Here is a 20,144-nt window from a genome sequence, read left to right on the forward strand (position 1 = left end):
TAATTTTGAGGACAAATATAGTCGAAAAAGATTAGAAAGCTATGGACCCAATACAGATCATCTGCACAAATACAGGATACAAAGAACTGGTTAATAAGGGAATAACGATATTAGAACTAGCAAAGAAATACGAGCAAGAACTAGGCTTTAAGCCTATCAACTGCCGTATGAATAACAATACAGTAGGGCTAACCGAGAAAATTACCAAGAGCTGTGAATTGTTCTTTGTAGGGCTAAACGAGGAGAGCGGGCAACGCACCTATTTCCGCACCCTGAGTTTTATTTTAAGCAAAGCTGTACGAGAAGTTATCCCCACAAGTAGACTACGAGTAGAACATTCTTTGTCTAATGGCTACTATTGCAGCATCAAAAACGGACACGAAGTTACCGATCAAGAGCTTGCCAATATAACCATCCGAATGGACGAAATCATAGCAGCCGACCTCCCCTTTGTTACTCGTACTGCATCTCAAGAAGAGGCTGTAAAGGTATTCAGAGACCTTGGAGAAGAGGACAAGGCAACCCTGCTTGAGACCTACAATGTCCCCTTCATTACTTACCAAGAGTTGGATGGATATCCCGATACCTATTACGGCTCTTTAGCCCCCTCTACCGGTTATATCCATATCTACTCCATAGAACGATACTTAGATGGCTTTCTAGTGCGCGTTCCCTCTCGTACCAATCCCAATGAGCTTGCTCCTCTTACTGAACAGCCGAAACTTCGCGAGGTGCTCAAAGATCAAAAAGAGCTCATACAAATGCTCGAAATACCCTATGTAGGAGATCTTAACAAAGCCATTACTCGAGGGGAAATCAATGACATTATTATGGTAAGTGAAGCTGAGCAAGAGAAGAAAATATCTATGATTGCTCAGGAGATTGCTCAGCGTTACCACGAAGATGGGGTACGTATCGTACTTATATCAGGTCCCTCTTCATCGGGAAAGACCACCTTTACCAAGCGTCTTTACACCCAACTCCGCACTTGTTTTATCAAGCCTCACAGTATCTCTCTCGACGATTATTTTGTAAATCGAGACCGAACTCCCCGCGACGAAAACGGAGAATACGACTTTGAGTCTCTCTATGCCGTAGACCTTGATGCTTTCAATCAAGATCTACAAAAGCTACTAAGAGGGGAGAGTGTAGAGCTACCTACCTTCGACTTCAAGCTTGGAGTTCGCTCCTATCGCAACGATGCCTTTACCCTCCGCCCCGGAGACCTCCTTTTGATAGAAGGGATTCATGCTCTCAATCCCGAGCTAATCCCTACAATCCCCACGAATACGACATTCAAAATCTATGTTAGTGCTCTCACGGCTATTGGCTTAGATGCACACAATCGTATCCCCACAACAGACAATCGATTACTACGCCGCATAGTGCGAGACTATCGCTACAGGGGCAAGAGTGCAGTAGAGACCCTCTTCCAATGGGCTTCGGTACGAAGGGGAGAAGAACGCTGGGTATTCCCCTATCAAGAGAACGCCGACAGAGTGTTCAATAGTGCTATGGTGTACGAACTTGCAGCCCTCCGCCGTTTTGCAGAGCCCCTACTTATGGAAGTCCCTGCCAACGTGCCAGAGTACAGCGAGGCGCAACGTCTTCTGCGCTTCTTACGCATGATTCATTACATACGAATAGATAAGTTGCCGGGCACCTCCCTCATCAGAGAATTTTTGGGAGGTAGTGCATTCCGCTATTAATTTGATACCAATATGAGTAAGAAGAACATGGGAGGATTGGTCTACAGCACAGACCCTAATTTTTGTCCCAACAGCCCAACCAATGATACAATAGAAACCCTCTCCCCGGAGAAACAACGTCTGCGCCTACGCTACGAACGCTCAGGGCGCGGAGGGAAGGAGGTTACACTCGTTACCGGATTCGTCGGGAGTAGTGACGACCTCAAGGCTTTGGCTACTAAGCTAAAGCAAGCTGCCGGATGCGGGGGCTCTGCCAAAGATGGAGAGATTATACTACAGGGAGATAAGCGTTCCTTACTCATCCCCTTGCTGCAACGAATGGGCTACAAAGACACAAAATAGCCTGCATCCACCCTCCCTAAAGCGATTATATCGTATCTTTGAGAAGATTTTTGAACAATTCCCATAGAGCATAAACATGACAAAAGTAACCCATACCCTAGTACTCCTTGCAAGCTTTATAGTGCTTGCAACAAGTTGCAACAAAAAGACCAATACCTTTATGGCTGCGGCAGGAAGCCCCGGAGAGATGCTTCTTGTAATGGATGGTGATTGGCTCAAAGGATCAGAAGGTGAGCTTGTAAAGGCAATGCTCCAAGAGGAGGTACCCGGGCTCCCTCAAGTAGAGCACTGGATGCGTGTACAAACCGTAGCCGAAGCCGACTTTGGAGACTTCCTACGCAACACACGAAATATCCTCATTGTAAAAGCTAATGAGGATACCTATACGCACAATTCTGTCAAGTATTCTTACAACGAATGGGCTCAAGGACAACTCCTCATCGTCGTGCAAACGCCCAATGCAGACTCTCTGAAAGCACTCGTTGCCAACGATGGGGATAAGATCCGCCACCTATTGCTGCGCCACGAACTCTTCCGCTATGCCGAAGTCTGGAGCGGAGAATTTAGTACCAAAGCAGACGAATATTGTCAAGAAGTCTTAGGTTGCCACGTCAATATGCCCCAAGACATGCTCTCCTACAAAAAGGGTAAAGACTTCTTTTGGATGTCGAATAATTCCGATAAAAAACGAAGCGATATTGTTATTTATAGTCTCCCCTACAGAGGCAAAGAAGATCTATCCCTAGAGGTAATGCACGCACGCCGTGATAGTGTGCTCGGTAGCAATATCCCCGGAGCGACCCCAGACAGCAAGATGACAACCGTCCCCGAAGGGCTTATCCATCAATACCTACAAATGCCAGACGGATCCTATCGAGGGGTGCTTCATGGGCTTTGGGAAACTTCGGGTAAAAGTGCCATGGCCGGACCTTTTGTAATGCATGCCATTGCTCGCCCCGAAGAGGGGAAGGTGTACTATATAGAGGGCTTTGTGTACTACCCCAACGAAAACAAACGCGACCTCGTACGCCGCCTAGAAGCAGCTCTATTCTCGCTGCGACCACTCTCCCAAGAGACGTTCGATCCCGCACCCATCAAGCAGATTTGGTGGTCAGACATTCACTGATAGTAGCAACAATAGACTCCTCCATCCTCTTTACATATGGAACAAAACAGCAATCGCAAACCGGTAATAGGTATCACTCATGGAGATATAAATGGGATTGGCTACGAAGTCCTTTTCAAAGCCTTTGCCGAAGCTAATATTACCGAACTCTTCACACCCATTATTTATGGTTCGGCAGAAGCAGAAGCCTTTTGGCGCAACTATCTTACTGTAGAGACGGCTCCTTGGCGAAAAATCACAACCTCGGGAGAGGCGAAAGAGGGTGAAATAAATCTCATATCTTGTACAACGCAAAACGTACAGGTGGAGGTAGGCGTGCCCACCCCTTTAGCCGGCAGATGTGCATTCGATGCCCTAGAGAGAGCTATGGAAGATGCTCTAAACAATCGGATAGACGCCCTCGTTACGGCTCCTATCAACAAAGCCACAATGCCTCAAGACCTATTTCCCTTTAAGGGACATACGGATTACCTGGGGGCAAAGTGCGGATTAAAAGAGAACGAATCTCCCCTTATGATACTCACGAGTGGCGATATACGTGTGGCACTGGCCACTACACACGTTGCCATTAGCGAGGTAGCAGGGCTTTTGAGCGAATCGCTACTGCTAGAGAAACTCCAAGCCATAGAGAGTAGTATGCAACGTGATTTCGACATAGAGAAACCTCGCATTGCCGTACTCTCTCTCAACCCCCATTCAGGAGATAGAGGACTAATGGGGAGAGAAGAGATAGAGATCATTACCCCAACTCTGCAAAAAGCTCGAGAGCAACACAAATTACTTGCCTTCGGCCCCTTCGCTGCAGATGGTTTTTGGGGCTCCGCCGAACTCTATAAATACGATGCCATCCTAGCTCTCTATCACGACCAAGGGCTGGCTCCTTTTAAGTCTCTCTTTATGAACGAGGGCGTCAATTTTACCGCAGGACTCCCCATCATACGCACCTCTCCCGACCATGGAACCGGGTATGATATTGCAGGGAAAAATCTTGCCAGTTCTGCCTCTCTCACGGCTGCCATTTATTTGGCAATTGACACTATCCGTCGTCGTAATCGCTACAACTATGCCCGTCGCAATCCTCTAAGAAAAGGGTATAATGAGCGTGGCAACGACAACGAAATACTTGCCCCAACACCCCATTCTGAGGAATAACACCTCACTTACGCCCCCCTTTCTTCCATGGCTCAACTGAATGTCTATACGGCATCAGCCGGTGCAGGTAAAACCTACACTTTGGCACTAGAGTACCTCACCCTTGCCCTAAAGTATCCGGAAGACAAATTCCGACACATACTGGCAATGACCTTTACCAATAAGGCAACCAACGAAATGAAAAGCCGTATTGTGGAGGTGCTCTATCAGCTAACCACCGAGAGAGAGCCCAGCCCTCTTGCCCTTGCCTTGGGGGAGCGACTAGATCTTTCTCCAGAGCAAATTACGGACAGGGCACAGCGCACGTTGCGTAGTATATTGGGGGATTACTCCTCATTCCGTGTAAGCACAATAGACTCCTTTTTCCAGGAAGTTGTGCGCTCCTTTGCCTTTGAACTGAACTTTGCAGGGAACTACAAAGTAGAAATGGATCAAGAGCTTTGGCTACACAAAGCCATTGTGCTGCTACTCCACAGTCTGGCAGAAGAGCAAATGAGCGATACCCGAGAGTGGGTGTATCAATTAGCTCAAGAAGAAATCAATGCAGGCAGAAGCATCCAAATCGATCAAGCCCTGAGTAATCTGGGGAAGCAACTATTTGCAGAAGCCCCTTTGGCTGCGGTGCGTGATGGATACTTCCCTCAAAAAAAAGAGATTGCCCTAGATAGGCAAGCCATTGATGCCTACACAGAAGACTTCGAAGCGGAGCGTTACAAATTAGCAGAGGCCTTTTTGAAAAAACTACACGGGGCAGGTCTACAAACTTCGGGCTTATACGGAGGAGCAAGAAGCCCCTTTTTCTACTACGAAAAGGTGCTGAAGGATCGTCATCTAGGCGACCAGCCTCCCCAGAGATGTAAGCAGGCTGCCGAAGATCCTCTTGCTTTATTCCCACAGAAAAGTCCCCATAAGGATCTTCTTACAGGGCTATGGGAGCAAGGATTACGAGATATATTATCAGACACCATTTCCCTAGAGGAGGGGCGCGGAATATACTATCGGACGGCTCTTTGCACACGCAAAACCCTCAACGTACTGGGGACACTCGGCGACATCAATGCCATGATGATGCAACAAGGGAGGGAGAGCAATACCCTTTTACTTGCCAGCACACAACAATTCATCCAGCGCATTATAGATAATGCAGATGCCCCCTTCATCTACGAGCGGCTAGGGAGTGTTTTACATCATCTCATGCTAGACGAGTTCCAAGATACGGCACGCATTCAATATGAGAATATCCGTCCGCTTCTCGAGAACACGCTATCCTCGGGCAACGACAACCTGATAGTTGGGGACGTAAAGCAGAGTATCTACAAATTTCGTCACTGCGACCGCCACATTCTAGGCTCCACACTTCATAAAGAGTTTGCGGACTATTATTCGCACCATCCCCTACGGTACAACTGGCGAAGTACACCGGAAGTTGTCCTCTTTAATAACGCCATATTTAAGCAACTCCCCTCTTTAATAGAAACGAATCTCGGGAAAGAACTATCCGAGGCCACAGGGCAACTAGAGAATACTTCCTTTGCCCATTTGATCCCGAATGAGGAGAGTATCCACGAAATCTCGAATAGTTACACCGAGGCTAAACAGCTCATAGCCCCTCCCAATGAAGAAAAAAAGGAGGTATAGAGGTCCATTACTATCCCACAAAGAAGAAGGGAGAAAAAAAGAAGAGGCAACCAACGCCCTCAACCTCCCGGAGTTTAGTGTCCCCTCTGTAATCCTATCCCTGATAGAGGATCGTCACTATAGACCGCAAGAGATTGCCATTCTTGCCAATACCAATAAGGAGGTTGCAGCCCTTGCCGGATGCCTTATTACTTATGCTCAAGAGCATCCCGAGAAGGCTCCCTTACTCAAGTTTGTATCGGGGGAAGCTCTCAATATTACCAATTCTGCCATAGTGCGGTTCCTTATTTCTCTGCTAAAAGATCTATCGGAGGGGCGAACGAGGAACAAAGCACTCTACCGCACTGCCCTAGTTCACTACGAGCAATTAATAAGCAATGCCCCTAAAGGAGCCGAAAGCGGACTTCTCCCCTTTGACCAACTGCACTCTTCTTGCCTAGAGCAACTACCCTACCTCTCCCTATACGATCTCGTAGAAAGCATCATCCATCAGCTATATCCTCTTATAGCTCCTGCAGATCAACCCTATATTACAGCCCTATTGGATCAATTATATCTCTACCACTGCGATGAGGTGGCAGACCTACAGGGTTTCTTAGATTGGTGGGAAGTAAAGGGGATTAAGACCACGTTACCCTTCGACGATGGCGGTGATGCTATCCGCATTATGACCATACACAAATCCAAAGGGTTGGGATTTCCGTTGGTACTGCTTCCTTTCCTGGATTGGGATTTGAGCACAGGCAAACACAAATCCTCCTACATTTGGAGCCACCCCAGCCCATTGCTAACTCAAGAGATAGGCTGCCAGCTCCCCATTGTCCCCCTAGAGATGAGTTCCAAACTTGCCAAGACCTTCTACATTGGGGACTACTACAAAGAGAAAACAGATGCTATTATAGATAGGCTCAACCTTTTCTATGTAGCTATGACTCGAGCCAAACAGGGGATTGTACTATGGCTACCCGACCCCACGGAACTAGACGAGAAGAAAGTGACATTCGACCTCTCAAAGCTCCTTGGCTCTCTACTTCAGCAAAGCGAAATAGAGAAACTTATCACCCCCATTCCGCCCCACTCGGGAGTAGATTCCGGTGATAAACAGGAACAGACAAAGCCCTCATATCCATTCCCCGGCATCTCCCCTCACACGGAAAGAACCCAACGCATTGCGATCAAACGAACTGGAAGTCAAGCCTACAAAGAAAACCGCTCAATCCGCTTTGGCTCGGCAATGCACTATATACTTAGCCTAATCAATACGCACCACGATGTGGACAACGCCGTGGAACAGGCTCTCAACGAAGGGGCTTTGCTAAGAGAGGAGAAAGAATCCATTGTGGAGTACCTCCAAAAAGAGCTTTCTCGACCCGAAGTTGCCCTGTGGTTTTCTCCAGAGGTACAAGTGTTCAATGAGCAAACCATACTCCTATCGCTCCAATCTCACACCTACCGCCCCGATCGTATTGTGGTTACTCCCCAAAACGAAGCCATCGTAATTGACTACAAATTTGGCAAGCCTCTCCCCCGCTATCGACGTCAGGTACAACGATATATGCAGCTTCTTAGCAAGATGGGTTACAGCGCTGTACGTGGATACCTTTGGTACTTCGCTTCCGAATCCTCACAGATAGAGGAAATTTTGCCGGCTCCCAATAACTAAAATAATACTGGCTACTTCTGAAAAAAATCTTGGGCAATAGTCAACCATACTACTGCCCAGAAAATATTTTTCTTTTGCCCTAGATTCAAAAAAATCTTGGGCTGCGATGGAACCGGATTTCAGTGAGCATCCTAAAGCCTATCGGTTATCAGCTCAAAAGCTATTGTCAGGGTCCCTTGCTATCTCCACCTACCCTCAAAAGAAGAGACGTACAGGACGTAAAAGGATCTAGACTCTACTCCTCTTTTTCAGAGAGACTTAATGTTGGCAATATCTCCACAGGATATTTGCTGAGCAATCCGTGGTTTTACTTTCTTCCAACATCTATAACATGGTGCTAATAAATAGAGAAGAATAGAAAATTTTATTGGTTAGAATAATACTTTTCTCTATATTTGCCATCAACAAACACACTAACAGTAAATGGATATGCGTAGAACTTACTTTGCAATTCTTGGAGTATTTATTTCCCTACTCCCCCTTGTTTCGGGATGCCGATTCTTTTCCCCCCCGAAATACGACATTGACAAGGATTCGCTCTTCTTCAGTGCAATGCCCCCTCGCACAGAGAATGGTGCCAACATTGTAGCCTTTGAGTTCGATGGAGAACCCTACGTCTTCCCTAAAGAGGGAATGCGCCAAAGTTTCTTCACGAGGCTTCCCTGGACATCTAAGATTTCGGTGAGAAAAGAAAAGGATACCATAGAACGAGTATTTATATGGCATGCGGATAGAGATAATAAAAAATACAATGCTAGCACATCCTATATCCACATTTATCTGTCCGAAGAAAACTTGCATCAAGAAACTTTCAAGGGCAAGGGGAAATTGAGGTTGGGAGCTTGGCACTCTGGGAGTGAGGGTATAACCTTTGAGATTACAACACATATACCCTCAAGAGGGCTAATCTGTGGAAGATTCTCCGGAGTCTTGACAAAAGGAACTGATGTCCCTAAAAAGGTTGAGAATGGATTCTTTGACCTCAAATACACTTTCTAAGAAAAGCTCATTCAAGCAATAAAGAGATGCAAGCTATACTAGCTCTCTTCTGCAATCTAGATAGAAAGAGGATGCTCTAAATCTTACCTCTCAGCCTTCTCCTCTACTCAAAACTTAGCCGAGATAGAAGAATAAAGGGTATATTTGCACGAGGGAAGTGTAAAGTACGCTCCCCCTGTATTACTATTTCTCCGGAATAAGAAATAGAACACTTATACGAACAAGCAGAGTAGAGAGCTCTTCTCTTATGAAGACAAACAATAAGTATATCGGAGCACATGTCAGTGCTACAGGAGGCGTGGAAAATGCTGTACGCAACGCCCATGCCATAGGGGCTAAAGCCTTCGCCCTATTTACACGCAATCAACGCCAATGGAAGTCCGCACCTCTCCCTCAAAAGAGTATCGACTTATTCCAAGAGCTAATGGTCGAGTTTGGCTTCAAACCCGAGCATATTCTCCCCCACGATAGCTACCTCATCAACATGGGGAATCCCGATAAAGAGATGCGCCAGAAGAGCATTGATGCCTTTATCGACGAGATGAGTCGTTGTGAGCAGTTGGGGCTCAAGCTCCTCAATTTCCATCCTGGGAGCCACCTTAAAGCCATTGACGAAGAGGGATGTCTCCAGCTTATTGCCGATGGGGTAAATCAGGCACTCAGCGTAACCCATGGCGTTAAGGCTGTACTAGAGAATACCGCGGGGCAAGGGACAAACCTTGGGTTTCGTTTTGAGCACCTCGCCTATATTATTGATCGCATAGAAGATAAAAGTCGCATTGGCGTTTGCATTGATACAGCCCACACTCTCGCCGCAGGGTATGAGATCCGTACAGCCGAGAGTTATCAAGCCATGTGGAGCAAGTTCGATCGTATCATTGGCTATTCATACCTATCGGGGATGCACCTAAACGACTCGAAAAAAGAGCTCGGTACTCGTGTGGATAGGCACGACAGCGTAGGAAAAGGCACCATGGGAATGGAGCTATTCCATCTTGTAATGAACGATCCGCACCTAGACAATATCCCCATCATCTTGGAGACTCCCGACGAATCTCTATGGGCTCAAGAGATTGCTCAACTCTACTCTTTTATCAAATAGTCACCCCTCTAGAATAACGCTTTATGCGCCTTACTCGTTACATTTTCCCACTCGCATCGGCATTCCTTTTACTCATCACGTCGGCATGCCACTCGTACAAACCACAAACACTTCTCTCCACTATCCCTCAGGATGTAGACTATCTTGCCTACCTTCATCTAGAGAAGTTCTCCAAATTAGTCAGCGATGAGGCGCTTGGCTACCATATTGAGCCAAGAGATAAAGAATGCCTAGAAAAATTGGGCAAGTACGTAGCTTGGAAAGAGATCTTGGCTTACGGAGCAGGCGACGACCTATACATCACCCTACACGTAAAGAATGCTGATGCTCTCCTTACCAACCTTAGAGACTATGCAGACTCTATTAGCTCCGAAAACGGACTAAACTACGCCTATCTCAACGGTTGGAACGTTGCCTTTAGTGAGAAGCAGATTTGGATAAGCCAACAAGGCTTCTTCACCTCTCTCTTTGAGCGCAGCCAAGATCTAGTGGCTGGTAAAGGGGCATCAGCCGCAGAGATTGTGGGAATAAAAGACCTCTTGCAGCAAGACTTTGGTCTATACCTCAATCTCTTCCACACACAAGAGCAGATAGAGAGTGTATCTTGGCTAGCAGCATTAGCTCCAGACCTACAAGAGAAAGTACGCAACACACACTTAATAGTCAACGGCAGCTTCAAAGAGAAAGAACTAAAGCTCGACTATAAACTCGTAAACAACGAAGGAGATATTATAAACGATGAGTACAATATCTCTCAGAAGGTAGATAAGGAGATTCTCAACTACCTTGCAGATGATTGCGACCTCGTTGTCCTACAAGGATTAGAGGGCAAAGGACTAGTCCAACTTTTTAGCAAAATAGACAACAAAGCCAATACCAAAGAATGGGAAACCATCTTGGGTGCTTTAGACGGCACAGTTGCCTTCTCAGCCTCCTTTGCTCCTAATGGCGCCTACAACACAGAGAATTGGTCTCTCGTAGCTCAAGTGAAAAAAGGTGAGGAAACTCCATCCATGGTAGCACTACTAGAAGTTTTAGGGGTAGATCCCAAGCAATGTAAAAGACTAGGGGATGACTATATCGTAACCCATCCCCGATATGGAGAGTTTTATGTCGGGGCACGCAAGCGTATTATATTCGCAGCTTCTCGCCCTGTAAATAAGTTCACTCCTTCGTTTGAGAGTCGCCCGATCACTCGTGCCATACAATCCGGTGTGGGTAATATATTACTTGACATTCCCTCCGATGGTTACCTCAGCCAATCTATCGCAGAAAGGCACAATTATCATTTCGAGGGATACGCAGCCCTCCGAGCCGAGAGCCTAGGCTCCGGTAAGCTAGTCCTACACAATGACGTAGAAAAAGAGGGGAATATCCTCAATGGAATACTAAAAGCATTGCGTCCCATCCCCGTAGACGAAGCAAAAATTTTGGTGCAAGAAGAGGCTCTTAAACACGAATAAAGACTCTTTTTGTAGTACTTTTGCTTCGGTAATTTGTGATGGAAAAGGAGATCAAAGAGGCAACTCCCATAGCCGAAACCTCTGAAAGAGCTGATGCTCAAGTAGTTTCTAACGAAAATCCACAACCCCTCAAAAGTAAAAGGAGTAAGTGGAAACGTGTTGTTGTAGCCCTACTTCTGGCTCCTTTTGCCCTCATTTTTCTTCTTATTTCTCTGCTATATCTACCTCCGGTGCAGCGTGGAATTGCGAGATTTGCCGAGCAACAAGTAAAGAAGAAAACAGGCATTGATCTAACTATTGGCGACCTGGGACTTCGTTTCCCCCTCACCCTCTCCCTGCGAGATATAAGAGCTATTAGCCCTGAGGGAGATACCCTAGTAGCTCTATCAAGGTTAGACACAGATATTCCCCTATTTCCCCTCTTCAATGGTCAGATAGAAACGCCTAGGCTCCAGGCCGAAGGGGTCTCGTTTTGCATACCGGACTCGGCACGTACCATGATTATAGGAGGGGGAGCACAGCACCTAGAAATAGCAGCCGTAGCCGTTAATCTAAGCCAACAAACCGTAGATGCAGGGGCTCTGTTGCTAAAAGATGGAGGTTTCTCATTATATAGTGTAGATACGATCAAAAATCCCAATCCCACCCCCGTAAAGTGGAAAATTGCTATTGATCGTATTGACCTACAAAGGGCAAAAGTAGATCTCACGATGCCTTTTGATAGCCTCTATGTACGAGCCGATATCGACAAAGGAACCATGGAGGGATTCTCTTACGATATAGAAGCACTACGCCTAGAGGCTAACCGAGTATCACTCCGTGCAAAGTCGGGGAGCTATGCAAGAGATGCCCGTCTTCCTAGTACGCCCTATGTAGACTACACCCATCTCTTTGGGTACGATATGGAGGTAGATGGGACTAATCTTGTGCAACAAAAAACACTCCTTATGGCAGAGGTATCACATCTGTCACTTCGGGAGCACTCGGGAGCACGCATCAACGATGTATCGGGGTCCTTTTTTATGCAAGATGGACTTATCGAACTCGAAGAGATGCAACTCACGACTCCTTATAGTAGAGCAGATGGATCTTTGAGGATTCCTCTATCCATATTCATAGCGAAAGACACTACCGCAATACTACGTGCTGACCTCCGGGCCCAACTCCATCCCAAAGATATTTTCTACTTTACAACAATAGATACACATAAGCTACTGGGCAAGCAAGCGAGCCTATTGGATACCCCCATAGCACTTGAGCTAAAAGCAGAAGGAACAACAGAAGACCTCACCCTCTCACGTGCCTATGTATCGCTTCCTCAGATGCTATCCTTAGAACTAGAAGGTAAATTACAACATATACTTTCACCCAAGCAACTTAAAGGGAGTATTGATTTCGACCTCAAAACGAACTCTCAAGCCCATCGCTTACTCTCCTTTCTTGATAGCTCCACAGCACAACGTATTGCCATCCCCTCAGGCTCTCGCCTTCGTGGGAAAACGCGTATCACCCCTAATAGTTATGCCTTAGATGCGCTGCTCACCACAGCCCATGATGGGATGGTAACCCTCAAGGGAGCGTTCTCTCCAAAGACTATGCAGTATAGAGCAGATACGGAGGTCAAAAACCTAAATATATCTGCTTTCTTACCCCATGATTCTATTGGGATTGTAGATCTCAACTTGCATGCTATGGGCAACGGATTTAATTTTTTGTCCACACGCACCATTGCCGAGTTACAACTCAACCTGCATCATCTCTCCTACAAGCAATTCGATCTCGATAGTGTAGACCTTGTTGCCACAATGCGCAAGGGAGAGTTTCAAGCCCACACCAAGAGCCTAAATCAAGGGGCTTTGCTATCCTTTGATTTGGCAGGAGCTATACAACAAGGATCCTTAGTGGGGACTATCCACGCCCAAATAGATACAGTTGCACTGCATACAATTGGCATTTCGGATACACCCTTAGCATTTGGAGTGGGATTACAAGGAAACTTCTCTACCAATTTGAGTGACCGGCACTCTATCCAACTAGTAGCTCGCGATCTTTTTGTCCATCTAGACGATGGCCGGTACGGCTACGACTCCCTCTCTCTGCGAGCCCTAGTATCCCCAGATACAACAACAGCCTCTTTTGTTGCGGGAGACCTATATCTCGATGCCTATATAGGGGCAGGGATGTCCACCCTAGGCAGCACAAGTCAGCAAATAACGGAGTATATCCCCCAGCTTCTCTCAGATTCCATACAACCAGAGGCTCTATCCAAGATGCTCGACCTCTTACCTCCTATAGGTATAGAGCTTGTAATGGGGCAACAAAACCCTATTAGCAATATCTTACGAGAGACCAAAACTTACTTCTCGAGTGCTAATGTGATGCTCACCAATACTCCTAGAGAGGGGTTGGACTTAGAAGCAACCATACAAGACCTCAGACAAGATACACTCCGTATAGATAACGTATATGCGAGTATCACCTCAGAGACAGGGCACAGCCGTACAACCCTATCGGAGAGTGTGTATCAGTCTCTCAAGGGATTTACATGGAGCGATGCGCAACCTATTCGTTACGATCAAGTTGCCAATACTCGAGAAGGAGCAGAAAAATATCTACGTTTGGACCTCCGTGTCAACAAGAAAAAGTATCGTGCACAACCGCCCTTTTCTGTTTACCTCCATGCCATAAGCGACCTAAGGACTCTCGACCTTGATGCAAACTACACAGGCCTAGGGCAAGGAGATTATGCGCTAAGTGCGATTCTGTTTAAGAATGCCAATGGAATTGGGATAAGTTTCAAAGACAAACCCATTGTGCTAGCCGGCTATCGACTGCACGCAAACCCTCAGAACGCTCTCTTCTACAACTTTGGGAATTCTAACGTCCACTCTTCTCTACAACTACGCAGCGACAATAATGCGGAACTGTCTCTAACCTCTCAAGAAAACGATGCTTCTCCTTTTAGTTCTCTCTATTTGAACATAAGCCAGCTAGAGCTAAGAGACATCAATCACTTCTTCGGGATGGAGAGCCTTGAGGGGAATACATTCGCAGATATAACTATTGAACGCAACCCTAAAACCGGAATTCCGAGTGCTACTGGAGATGTTTCTATCAACAACTTAGGCTACGACAAAACCAATATCGGGCATATTGGTATGGCTCTCTTCTACGAGCCACGAGATAATAGCTCGCATTACGTTACTACTCAGGTCAACTATAATGGGAAGTTAGCCTTCTCAGCAGAGGGAACTTATAGCCCTCGCAACGAAGCGTCTCCTATTGATATGACAGCCAATGTTGCAGGATTCCCACTGTCTCTTGCCAATCCTTTTATCGGAGCTAAAAACGCGGCTCTTGATGGAACAATAGATGGCTCTCTCTCCATCAGAGGTACCACTAACAATATGCTTTTCAATGGTCTAATTACCCCTCACGAAGCATCGTTTTTCCTCCCTTTGGTGGGGAATAAGTTTGCCATTGATACCCCTCCCATCAAATTCCACGACAGTAAGCTAATCTTCGAAGACGTCAATCTACGTGCACAAGGCAAGAAACAATCCTTTAGCATCAATGGTTATCTTACTCTACTTGGTAGACAAGCCCTCACAACCGACCTCCAAATCGTTGGAAACGAGGTAGAGCTTATCGATAGCAAAGCAAGTAGAGGACAAATGCTCTATGGTAAGTTACTAACGAGTGGAAACATAAATGTGAAGGGGCATATAACCCATCCCAAGGTAAGAGGGAAGTTGGATGTCCTTGGTGGAACTAACATAACCTACGTTTATAGCCAAGCAGAAGCAAAGGCTACTGATAAGCTCGCCGGAGTTGTCGAATTTACAGACTTTACAGATACTCTCAGTAGGGCCGATGACGAGGCACGCAATAAAGTCTCCCTTGGGGGCATGGATGTAGTATTGGATCTGCATATAGACCCGGCAGTGCGAGTAGGTGTAGACTTATCGGCAGACCACCAAGATCATGTGTATGTACAAGGAGGAGGAGACTTCCGTTTTACCTATCCCCCCTATGGAGAGATGAGCCTAATGGGACAGTATAATCTCTCGGGGGGTGGTGATGTTCGCTATGCCTTCCCCGTTGTAGGACGGAAGATATTTGCCATCGATCCCAGTAGCAATATCTCATGGAGCGGCAATGTAATGAATCCGCATATAGACTTCAAGGCAACACAACGAGTACGCGCCAGTGTAGTAGAAGGAGGGAAGCCTCGTAATGTGAACTTCGATGTACAGATTGTTGCCAAAGACCAACTAGAGAATATAAATCTGGCATTTGACGTTTCCGCACCTGAGGATCTTGGCATACAAGGGCAACTCTCTTCTATGAGTGCAGAGGAGCGAGGGAAGCAAGCTGTAGGCCTTATGGTAAGCGGTACCTTCCTGGCTTCAGAGTCTAGTAAAACCACTCCTCAACAGTTACTTAGCGGGCTAGCAGTGAGCGAACTCAATAGCCTTACAGGTAAGGTATTAGAAGGGACAGACTTTAATGTAGGGATGGAATTACACGATGCTGCCGAGGCTGGATCTGCCTACACAGACTACACCTATAGCTTTAGCAAGCGGCTCTTCAACGATCGTCTTAGTGTAACCATCGGGGGTAAGGTAAGCACAGGGAAGATCCCCACCAACCATGAGCAAACCTTTATTGACAACTTCAATTTGGAGTATCGCCTAGACAAAGCCGGCTCCATGTACCTCAAGGGCTTCCACAAACGCAATAGTGACAACCTCATTGAGGGGCTGGTAACAGAGACCGGTCTCGGCTTTATCATACGTAAGAAGTTTAGTCGTTTGGTAGATATTTTCCGAAAACAAATGCCTTCTATTCCCCCTAATGGCAAAGCACAAGAGCAGAATACTCTTATAGCACCAGCTCCCAAGGAATCAGAAAAACCGGTTAGCCATGACGAAGAGAAGTAACCATATACCTCTACTTGCCGAGGGTAGTTTTGCACTGCTAATTCTACTCCTACTGAGTGCTTGCTCCATCACTGCCCACCTCCCGGAGGGGGAGCAACTCTACATCGGTATAGGGAAAACTCAAATCATCAATCAAGATCATAGCAAACAAGGCAAGGAAGCTATTGAGGCAGCAAAAAAGGAGATAAGCGTTCCTCCCAATGATTCTTTTTTGGGGTCAGCTCGCTATCGATTCCCCATCCATCTTGGACTCTGGGTGTACAATAGCTATCAAGACGATAGTACTTTCCTAGGGAAAAAAATCTACAAGATGTTTGCATCAGAGCCTATTCTACTCAACAATGTAAGCCCCCAAATACGCTCTAGATTAGCACAGAACGTACTGCGCGAACATGGTTATTTCGATGCTATTGTTAGAGATAGTATTGCCCTAGAACCCAAAGACTCTCTGCAAGCTCGGGTACATTACACAATAGACATGGGACTGCCCTACCAGCTAGGGAGTATACAATACTTGAGCGACAGTGCTTTTGTTGCTAAGTCTCACCTTGATCATGCTGCCATCTCCACTCTGCACAAAGGGGATCAATTCAACTTGAATAAGATACTAGAGGATAGAGAAATTGTGAGTTCCCATCTACGCAACAATGGTTACTACTACTATACACCCGAAGCTCTGGTATATCGCATTGATACAGCCATTGCGCCCCAGTCAATTGATATGCGCATTGGCTTTAAAGATGGACTTGAGCCACGGAGCTTAGTACCTTGGAAAATTGGCAAAGTAACCTTTGATATTGGGATCTCTCCATCCTCTCCCGTACGAGACTCCACACTCATTGATAGTATCAAACTAAGGTATAACGAAACACGCACTACCCGCCTTTCTGTACTTGGTAAGCGTGTGTTCTTACGCCCCGGGAGTCTATATTCTCAGCTCAATGAGCAGAATACACGACAGGCCTTAACTCGCTTGGGAGCCTTCTCTGCTACAGATCTATCTTTTTCCATTGCGGATAGTAATCTACACATCCTCAACCTCCACATCACCTCTACTCCGGATAAAGCATGGGATGCCACTCTTGAGGGTGCCATAAGGTTCAAAAGCAATGGTTTTAAAGGCCCCGGCTTGCGAGCCTCGGTAGCTAAACGTAATGTCTTTGGAGGAGGGGAACAATTGTCCGCTTCCCTCTATGGTTCGTATGAGAATGCGAGTAAAACAGGCTCTCTCTTGCATAGTTACGAATTTGGATCTGACCTAAGCCTATCAGCTCCGTCCATCCTTTTCCCGGGGTTAAGTAGCCTCTTGCTCACGTTCCCAACCAACAGCGATATTACCCTATCTGCCTCTATAGTCAACCGGGCTCGCTACTTCAGAATGGCCTCTTTGGGGGCTTCTGCCAATTACCTTTTCAACCCCAAAGAACATCATAAACATCGCTTTACAGCACTACGTCTTCAATACAATTTCCTAAGCCATCGATCCGAAGAGTTCAATCGTATTTTAGCAGAAAATACAACTCTGGGACTTAGTCTCAAAAGCCAATTTATTCCTCAAATAGGTTACACCTACACCTATGACGATATCATAGAAGATCGTGGTTCGCACCATGTTTGGTTAGAGCTGTTTGTATCCGAGGCCGGCAATATTACTAATGCTATACAGTCTTTTGGGAAAAAGAAATACAACGAAACAAAGAAACTCCTTGGAGTGCCCTATGCACAATTCGTTAAGCTCATGGGTGATCTTCACTACACCTACACGATCAATCCTAACCAAACCATTGCTACACGCTTCTCCACGGGAGCCATCTTTAGCTATGGCAATAGTAGTGTAGCCCCTTATAGCGAGCAATTCTATGTTGGGGGAGCCAACAGTATTCGCGCTTTTACCGTGCGGAGTATTGGGCCGGGGAGCTACCAACCCAAGAACGATAAATACTCATTTATCGACCAATCGGGAGATTTCAAACTAGAGATGAACATGGAGTGGCGTTTCCGACTTATCAAAGCACTACAAGGGGCTATATTTTTTGATGCCGGGAATATTTGGTTACTTAATAAGGATACGAACCGTCCTGGAGGCTCCCTACAAGAACTAACCTCATTCAAGCAGTTCATCAATCAGATCGCACTCGGATCTGGTTTTGGTATTCGCTATGATTTGGGGTACTTTGTAATCCGTGGCGATGTAGGTATTGGCTTGCACGTTCCCTACGATACAGGTGTTTCTAGCTACTACAATATACCCGACTTTTGGAAAAGTGTGGACTTCCACTTAGCTATCGGGTACCCATTCTAAAAGAAAATCCATCATGCCTGCTCCCCTATTTTCACTTATAATCCCCGTATACAACGTAGCTCTCTATGTACAAGAGTGTCTTGAGAGTTGCTTTACCCAGAGCCTAATTGCTCCGGAGGAGTATGAGGTAATTGTTGTAGACGATGGATCCAAAGATGAGAGTATAAGTCTTGCACAACCCATTATAGCCAAACACCCGAATGCTCGTATTATACACCAAGAGAATCGGGGTCTTAGTGAAGCTCGAAACGCAGGATTTAGGGTTGCTACTGGTCGATATGTATGGTTTATAGACTCTGACGACTTCATTACCCCGGGGATACTAAAGCAACTAAAGTCTTTTTTAGAAGAGGCAAACAATCCGGATATGGTTTCGCTTTCTTCCCGACTTTTCGGAGAAGGATATATACGTACCCTTGAGTTACATCCCAAGTTTACAGAGCCGATGAGTGGGCTAGAACTCCTCGATAGCGGACAACAGATTATCCCTGTACATCACTACCTCTATAAACGTAATTTCCTCCTATCAAATCAGCTAACATTCTATCCTCGCATCTACCATGAGGATGAAGAATTTAGTCCTAGAGCTCTCTATTTTGCAAGAGAAGTTGCCTTCTTCCAAGGCGTAGCCTACCACTATAGACAACGCCCCAACTCCATCATGCACTCAACTAATCTCAAACGGCCCCGAGACTTAGCCATCATCGTGCAACGCCTTCTAACATTCTCCAAAGATCATCCATCTCAAGGGCTCAATCAAGTTATTGCCCGACTTCTCCTGAGTACGATAGTACTGTATCGGGAGATGAAATGCACTAGAGAACCAATTGCATTCCTACGTAAAGCAAGGAAAAACAAAGCATTAGTTCGAATACTTTCTCAACATCCGGATAAGAGATTCCGCCATCTAAGCTGGGCTATACGAGTTCTTCCTTCCTCTCTCTCTTGGCATACTTATCTATTGCACAATAGGCTTACAAAAGACCGAAACTAAATACCTCTCTTTAGTATTTACTCTGAATAAGATGGGTCTAGTGCCAATATCTTTGAGTCCTAACAAACTCGCCCACCCCCAATACAAATGAAAGGGAGTGGGCGAGTTTCTTTAGGGATGACCTACCTAGAATCTAAAGAATATGACTACAGCAGCCCATTCCTTTTTCACACCGGGAGCTCTCCCGATAGAGCGATTCTGTCTATCTCGTACGGTGCCGTCACTTTCGATTTTACCTATTTGGCTGTTACGATCATCACGCACAGTACCATCCCTTTCTACTTTACCCATGGTACGCCCTTGCCCATCGCGGATAGTGCCATCACTTCCAATTTTACCAACAGAACGTCCCTGTCCATCGCGGATTGTACCATCACTATCAATCTTTCCTACGGAACGATTACTCCGATCACGGAGGGTACCATTCGAATCCACAGAGGTAACTTGCTCTCCATTGGCATTATAAATGTTTTGAGCATGACTCAGATGCACACTGGCAAGCAAGGTGCAGAGAACCGTGAGAATAACAAAGAATTGTCTCTTCATTCTTTCATTGATTAGAGGGTTAATTATCTAAATACGGAGCCCTTACCGACGCGAAATCTCGTGGTAGATAGACTCCCTCTATACAAAGATAGAAAAAAGCATTTGATATCAGTAGCCCATCATTCTACCTTTGCACCAGAGAAATAATAAAACAATCAACTAAAA

13 protein-coding genes are annotated in these 20,144 nt (G+C 46.0%); 12 read left to right on the forward strand and 1 reads right to left on the reverse strand.

The genetic code is table 11. The features are described from left to right. The first annotated feature begins 41 nt into the window (after positions 1-41). The 12 genes from POREN0001_RS06695 to POREN0001_RS06750 all read left to right on the forward strand — a co-directional run bounded on the left by POREN0001_RS06695 (position 42) and on the right by POREN0001_RS06750 (position 19,433). Positions 42-1,709 (forward strand): nucleoside kinase, encoded by a 1,668-nt coding sequence (locus tag POREN0001_RS06695; protein WP_004334266.1) that lies wholly within the window; start codon positions 42-44, stop codon positions 1,707-1,709. A 12-nt stretch (positions 1,710-1,721) separates the two neighbouring features. Continuing rightward, positions 1,722-2,051, forward strand: coding sequence for a translation initiation factor (locus POREN0001_RS06700; protein WP_040581022.1), 330 nt, complete (start codon positions 1,722-1,724; stop codon positions 2,049-2,051). Between the two features lie 76 nt (positions 2,052-2,127). Continuing rightward, positions 2,128-3,177, forward strand: a complete 1,050-nt coding sequence (locus tag POREN0001_RS06705) for a DUF4837 family protein (protein ID WP_004334111.1) — start codon at positions 2,128-2,130, stop codon at positions 3,175-3,177. 36 nt (positions 3,178-3,213) lie between these two features. After that, positions 3,214-4,329 (forward strand): 4-hydroxythreonine-4-phosphate dehydrogenase PdxA, encoded by a 1,116-nt coding sequence (gene pdxA, locus POREN0001_RS06710; RefSeq protein WP_004334331.1) that lies wholly within the window; start codon positions 3,214-3,216, stop codon positions 4,327-4,329. 27 nt (positions 4,330-4,356) lie between these two features. After that, a complete protein-coding gene (locus tag POREN0001_RS06715; RefSeq protein ID WP_004334057.1) occupies positions 4,357-5,967 on the forward strand; it encodes a UvrD-helicase domain-containing protein in 1,611 nt (536 codons plus the stop codon). Continuing rightward, entirely contained in the window at positions 5,945-7,630 is a 1,686-nt protein-coding gene (locus POREN0001_RS06720; protein WP_004334292.1) for a 3'-5' exonuclease, read from the forward strand. Before POREN0001_RS06715 ends, POREN0001_RS06720 begins: the two co-directional genes overlap by 23 nt. A gap of 429 nt (positions 7,631-8,059) precedes the next feature. Further along, positions 8,060-8,629 (forward strand): hypothetical protein, encoded by a 570-nt coding sequence (locus POREN0001_RS06725; RefSeq protein WP_004334091.1) that lies wholly within the window; start codon positions 8,060-8,062, stop codon positions 8,627-8,629. 247 nt (positions 8,630-8,876) lie between these two features. Further along, positions 8,877-9,731: a deoxyribonuclease IV gene (gene nfo / locus POREN0001_RS06730; protein ID WP_004334123.1), complete on the forward strand. Its 855-nt coding sequence runs from the start codon at positions 8,877-8,879 to the stop codon at positions 9,729-9,731. Between the two features lie 23 nt (positions 9,732-9,754). Beyond that, positions 9,755-11,194: a DUF4836 family protein gene (locus POREN0001_RS06735; RefSeq protein ID WP_004334341.1), complete on the forward strand. Its 1,440-nt coding sequence runs from the start codon at positions 9,755-9,757 to the stop codon at positions 11,192-11,194. A 38-nt stretch (positions 11,195-11,232) separates the two neighbouring features. Beyond that, positions 11,233-16,137: a translocation/assembly module TamB domain-containing protein gene (locus tag POREN0001_RS06740; RefSeq protein WP_004334353.1), complete on the forward strand. Its 4,905-nt coding sequence runs from the start codon at positions 11,233-11,235 to the stop codon at positions 16,135-16,137. After that, positions 16,121-18,439: a translocation and assembly module lipoprotein TamL gene (gene tamL, locus POREN0001_RS06745; RefSeq protein ID WP_004334335.1), complete on the forward strand. Its 2,319-nt coding sequence runs from the start codon at positions 16,121-16,123 to the stop codon at positions 18,437-18,439. The genes POREN0001_RS06740 and tamL overlap by 17 nt, the downstream gene beginning before the upstream one ends. Before the next feature lie 13 nt (positions 18,440-18,452). After that, on the forward strand, positions 18,453-19,433 hold the full coding sequence (locus POREN0001_RS06750; protein ID WP_004334319.1) for a glycosyltransferase family 2 protein: 981 nt from the start codon (positions 18,453-18,455) through the stop codon (positions 19,431-19,433). A 126-nt stretch (positions 19,434-19,559) separates the two neighbouring features. On the opposite strand, the gene POREN0001_RS06755 is transcribed toward POREN0001_RS06750, so the two are convergent. After that, positions 19,560-19,979, reverse strand: coding sequence for a 5-fold beta-flower protein (locus POREN0001_RS06755; RefSeq protein WP_004334318.1), 420 nt, complete (start codon positions 19,977-19,979; stop codon positions 19,560-19,562). Between the last annotated feature and the right edge of the window lie 165 nt (positions 19,980-20,144).

The sequence above is a fragment of the Porphyromonas endodontalis ATCC 35406 genome (assembly GCF_000174815.1).
Taxonomy (GTDB): Bacteria; Bacteroidota; Bacteroidia; order Bacteroidales; family Porphyromonadaceae; genus Porphyromonas; species Porphyromonas endodontalis.

What these genes read in the sequence shown, in the direction of transcription:
- POREN0001_RS06695 (WP_004334266.1), top strand. Translation starts at nt 42, where the DNA reads ATGGACCCAATACAGATCATCTGCACAAATACAGGATACAAAGAACTG.
- POREN0001_RS06700 (WP_040581022.1), top strand. Translation starts at nt 1,722, where the DNA reads ATGAGTAAGAAGAACATGGGAGGATTGGTCTACAGCACAGACCCTAAT.
- POREN0001_RS06705 (WP_004334111.1), top strand. Translation starts at nt 2,128, where the DNA reads ATGACAAAAGTAACCCATACCCTAGTACTCCTTGCAAGCTTTATAGTG.
- pdxA (WP_004334331.1), top strand. Translation starts at nt 3,214, where the DNA reads ATGGAACAAAACAGCAATCGCAAACCGGTAATAGGTATCACTCATGGA.
- POREN0001_RS06715 (WP_004334057.1), top strand. Translation starts at nt 4,357, where the DNA reads ATGGCTCAACTGAATGTCTATACGGCATCAGCCGGTGCAGGTAAAACC.
- POREN0001_RS06720 (WP_004334292.1), top strand. Translation starts at nt 5,945, where the DNA reads ATGAAGAAAAAAAGGAGGTATAGAGGTCCATTACTATCCCACAAAGAA.
- POREN0001_RS06725 (WP_004334091.1), top strand. Translation starts at nt 8,060, where the DNA reads ATGCGTAGAACTTACTTTGCAATTCTTGGAGTATTTATTTCCCTACTC.
- nfo (WP_004334123.1), top strand. Translation starts at nt 8,877, where the DNA reads ATGAAGACAAACAATAAGTATATCGGAGCACATGTCAGTGCTACAGGA.
- POREN0001_RS06735 (WP_004334341.1), top strand. Translation starts at nt 9,755, where the DNA reads ATGCGCCTTACTCGTTACATTTTCCCACTCGCATCGGCATTCCTTTTA.
- POREN0001_RS06740 (WP_004334353.1), top strand. Translation starts at nt 11,233, where the DNA reads ATGGAAAAGGAGATCAAAGAGGCAACTCCCATAGCCGAAACCTCTGAA.
- tamL (WP_004334335.1), top strand. Translation starts at nt 16,121, where the DNA reads ATGACGAAGAGAAGTAACCATATACCTCTACTTGCCGAGGGTAGTTTT.
- POREN0001_RS06750 (WP_004334319.1), top strand. Translation starts at nt 18,453, where the DNA reads ATGCCTGCTCCCCTATTTTCACTTATAATCCCCGTATACAACGTAGCT.
- POREN0001_RS06755 (WP_004334318.1), bottom strand. Translation starts at nt 19,979, where the DNA reads ATGAAGAGACAATTCTTTGTTATTCTCACGGTTCTCTGCACCTTGCTT.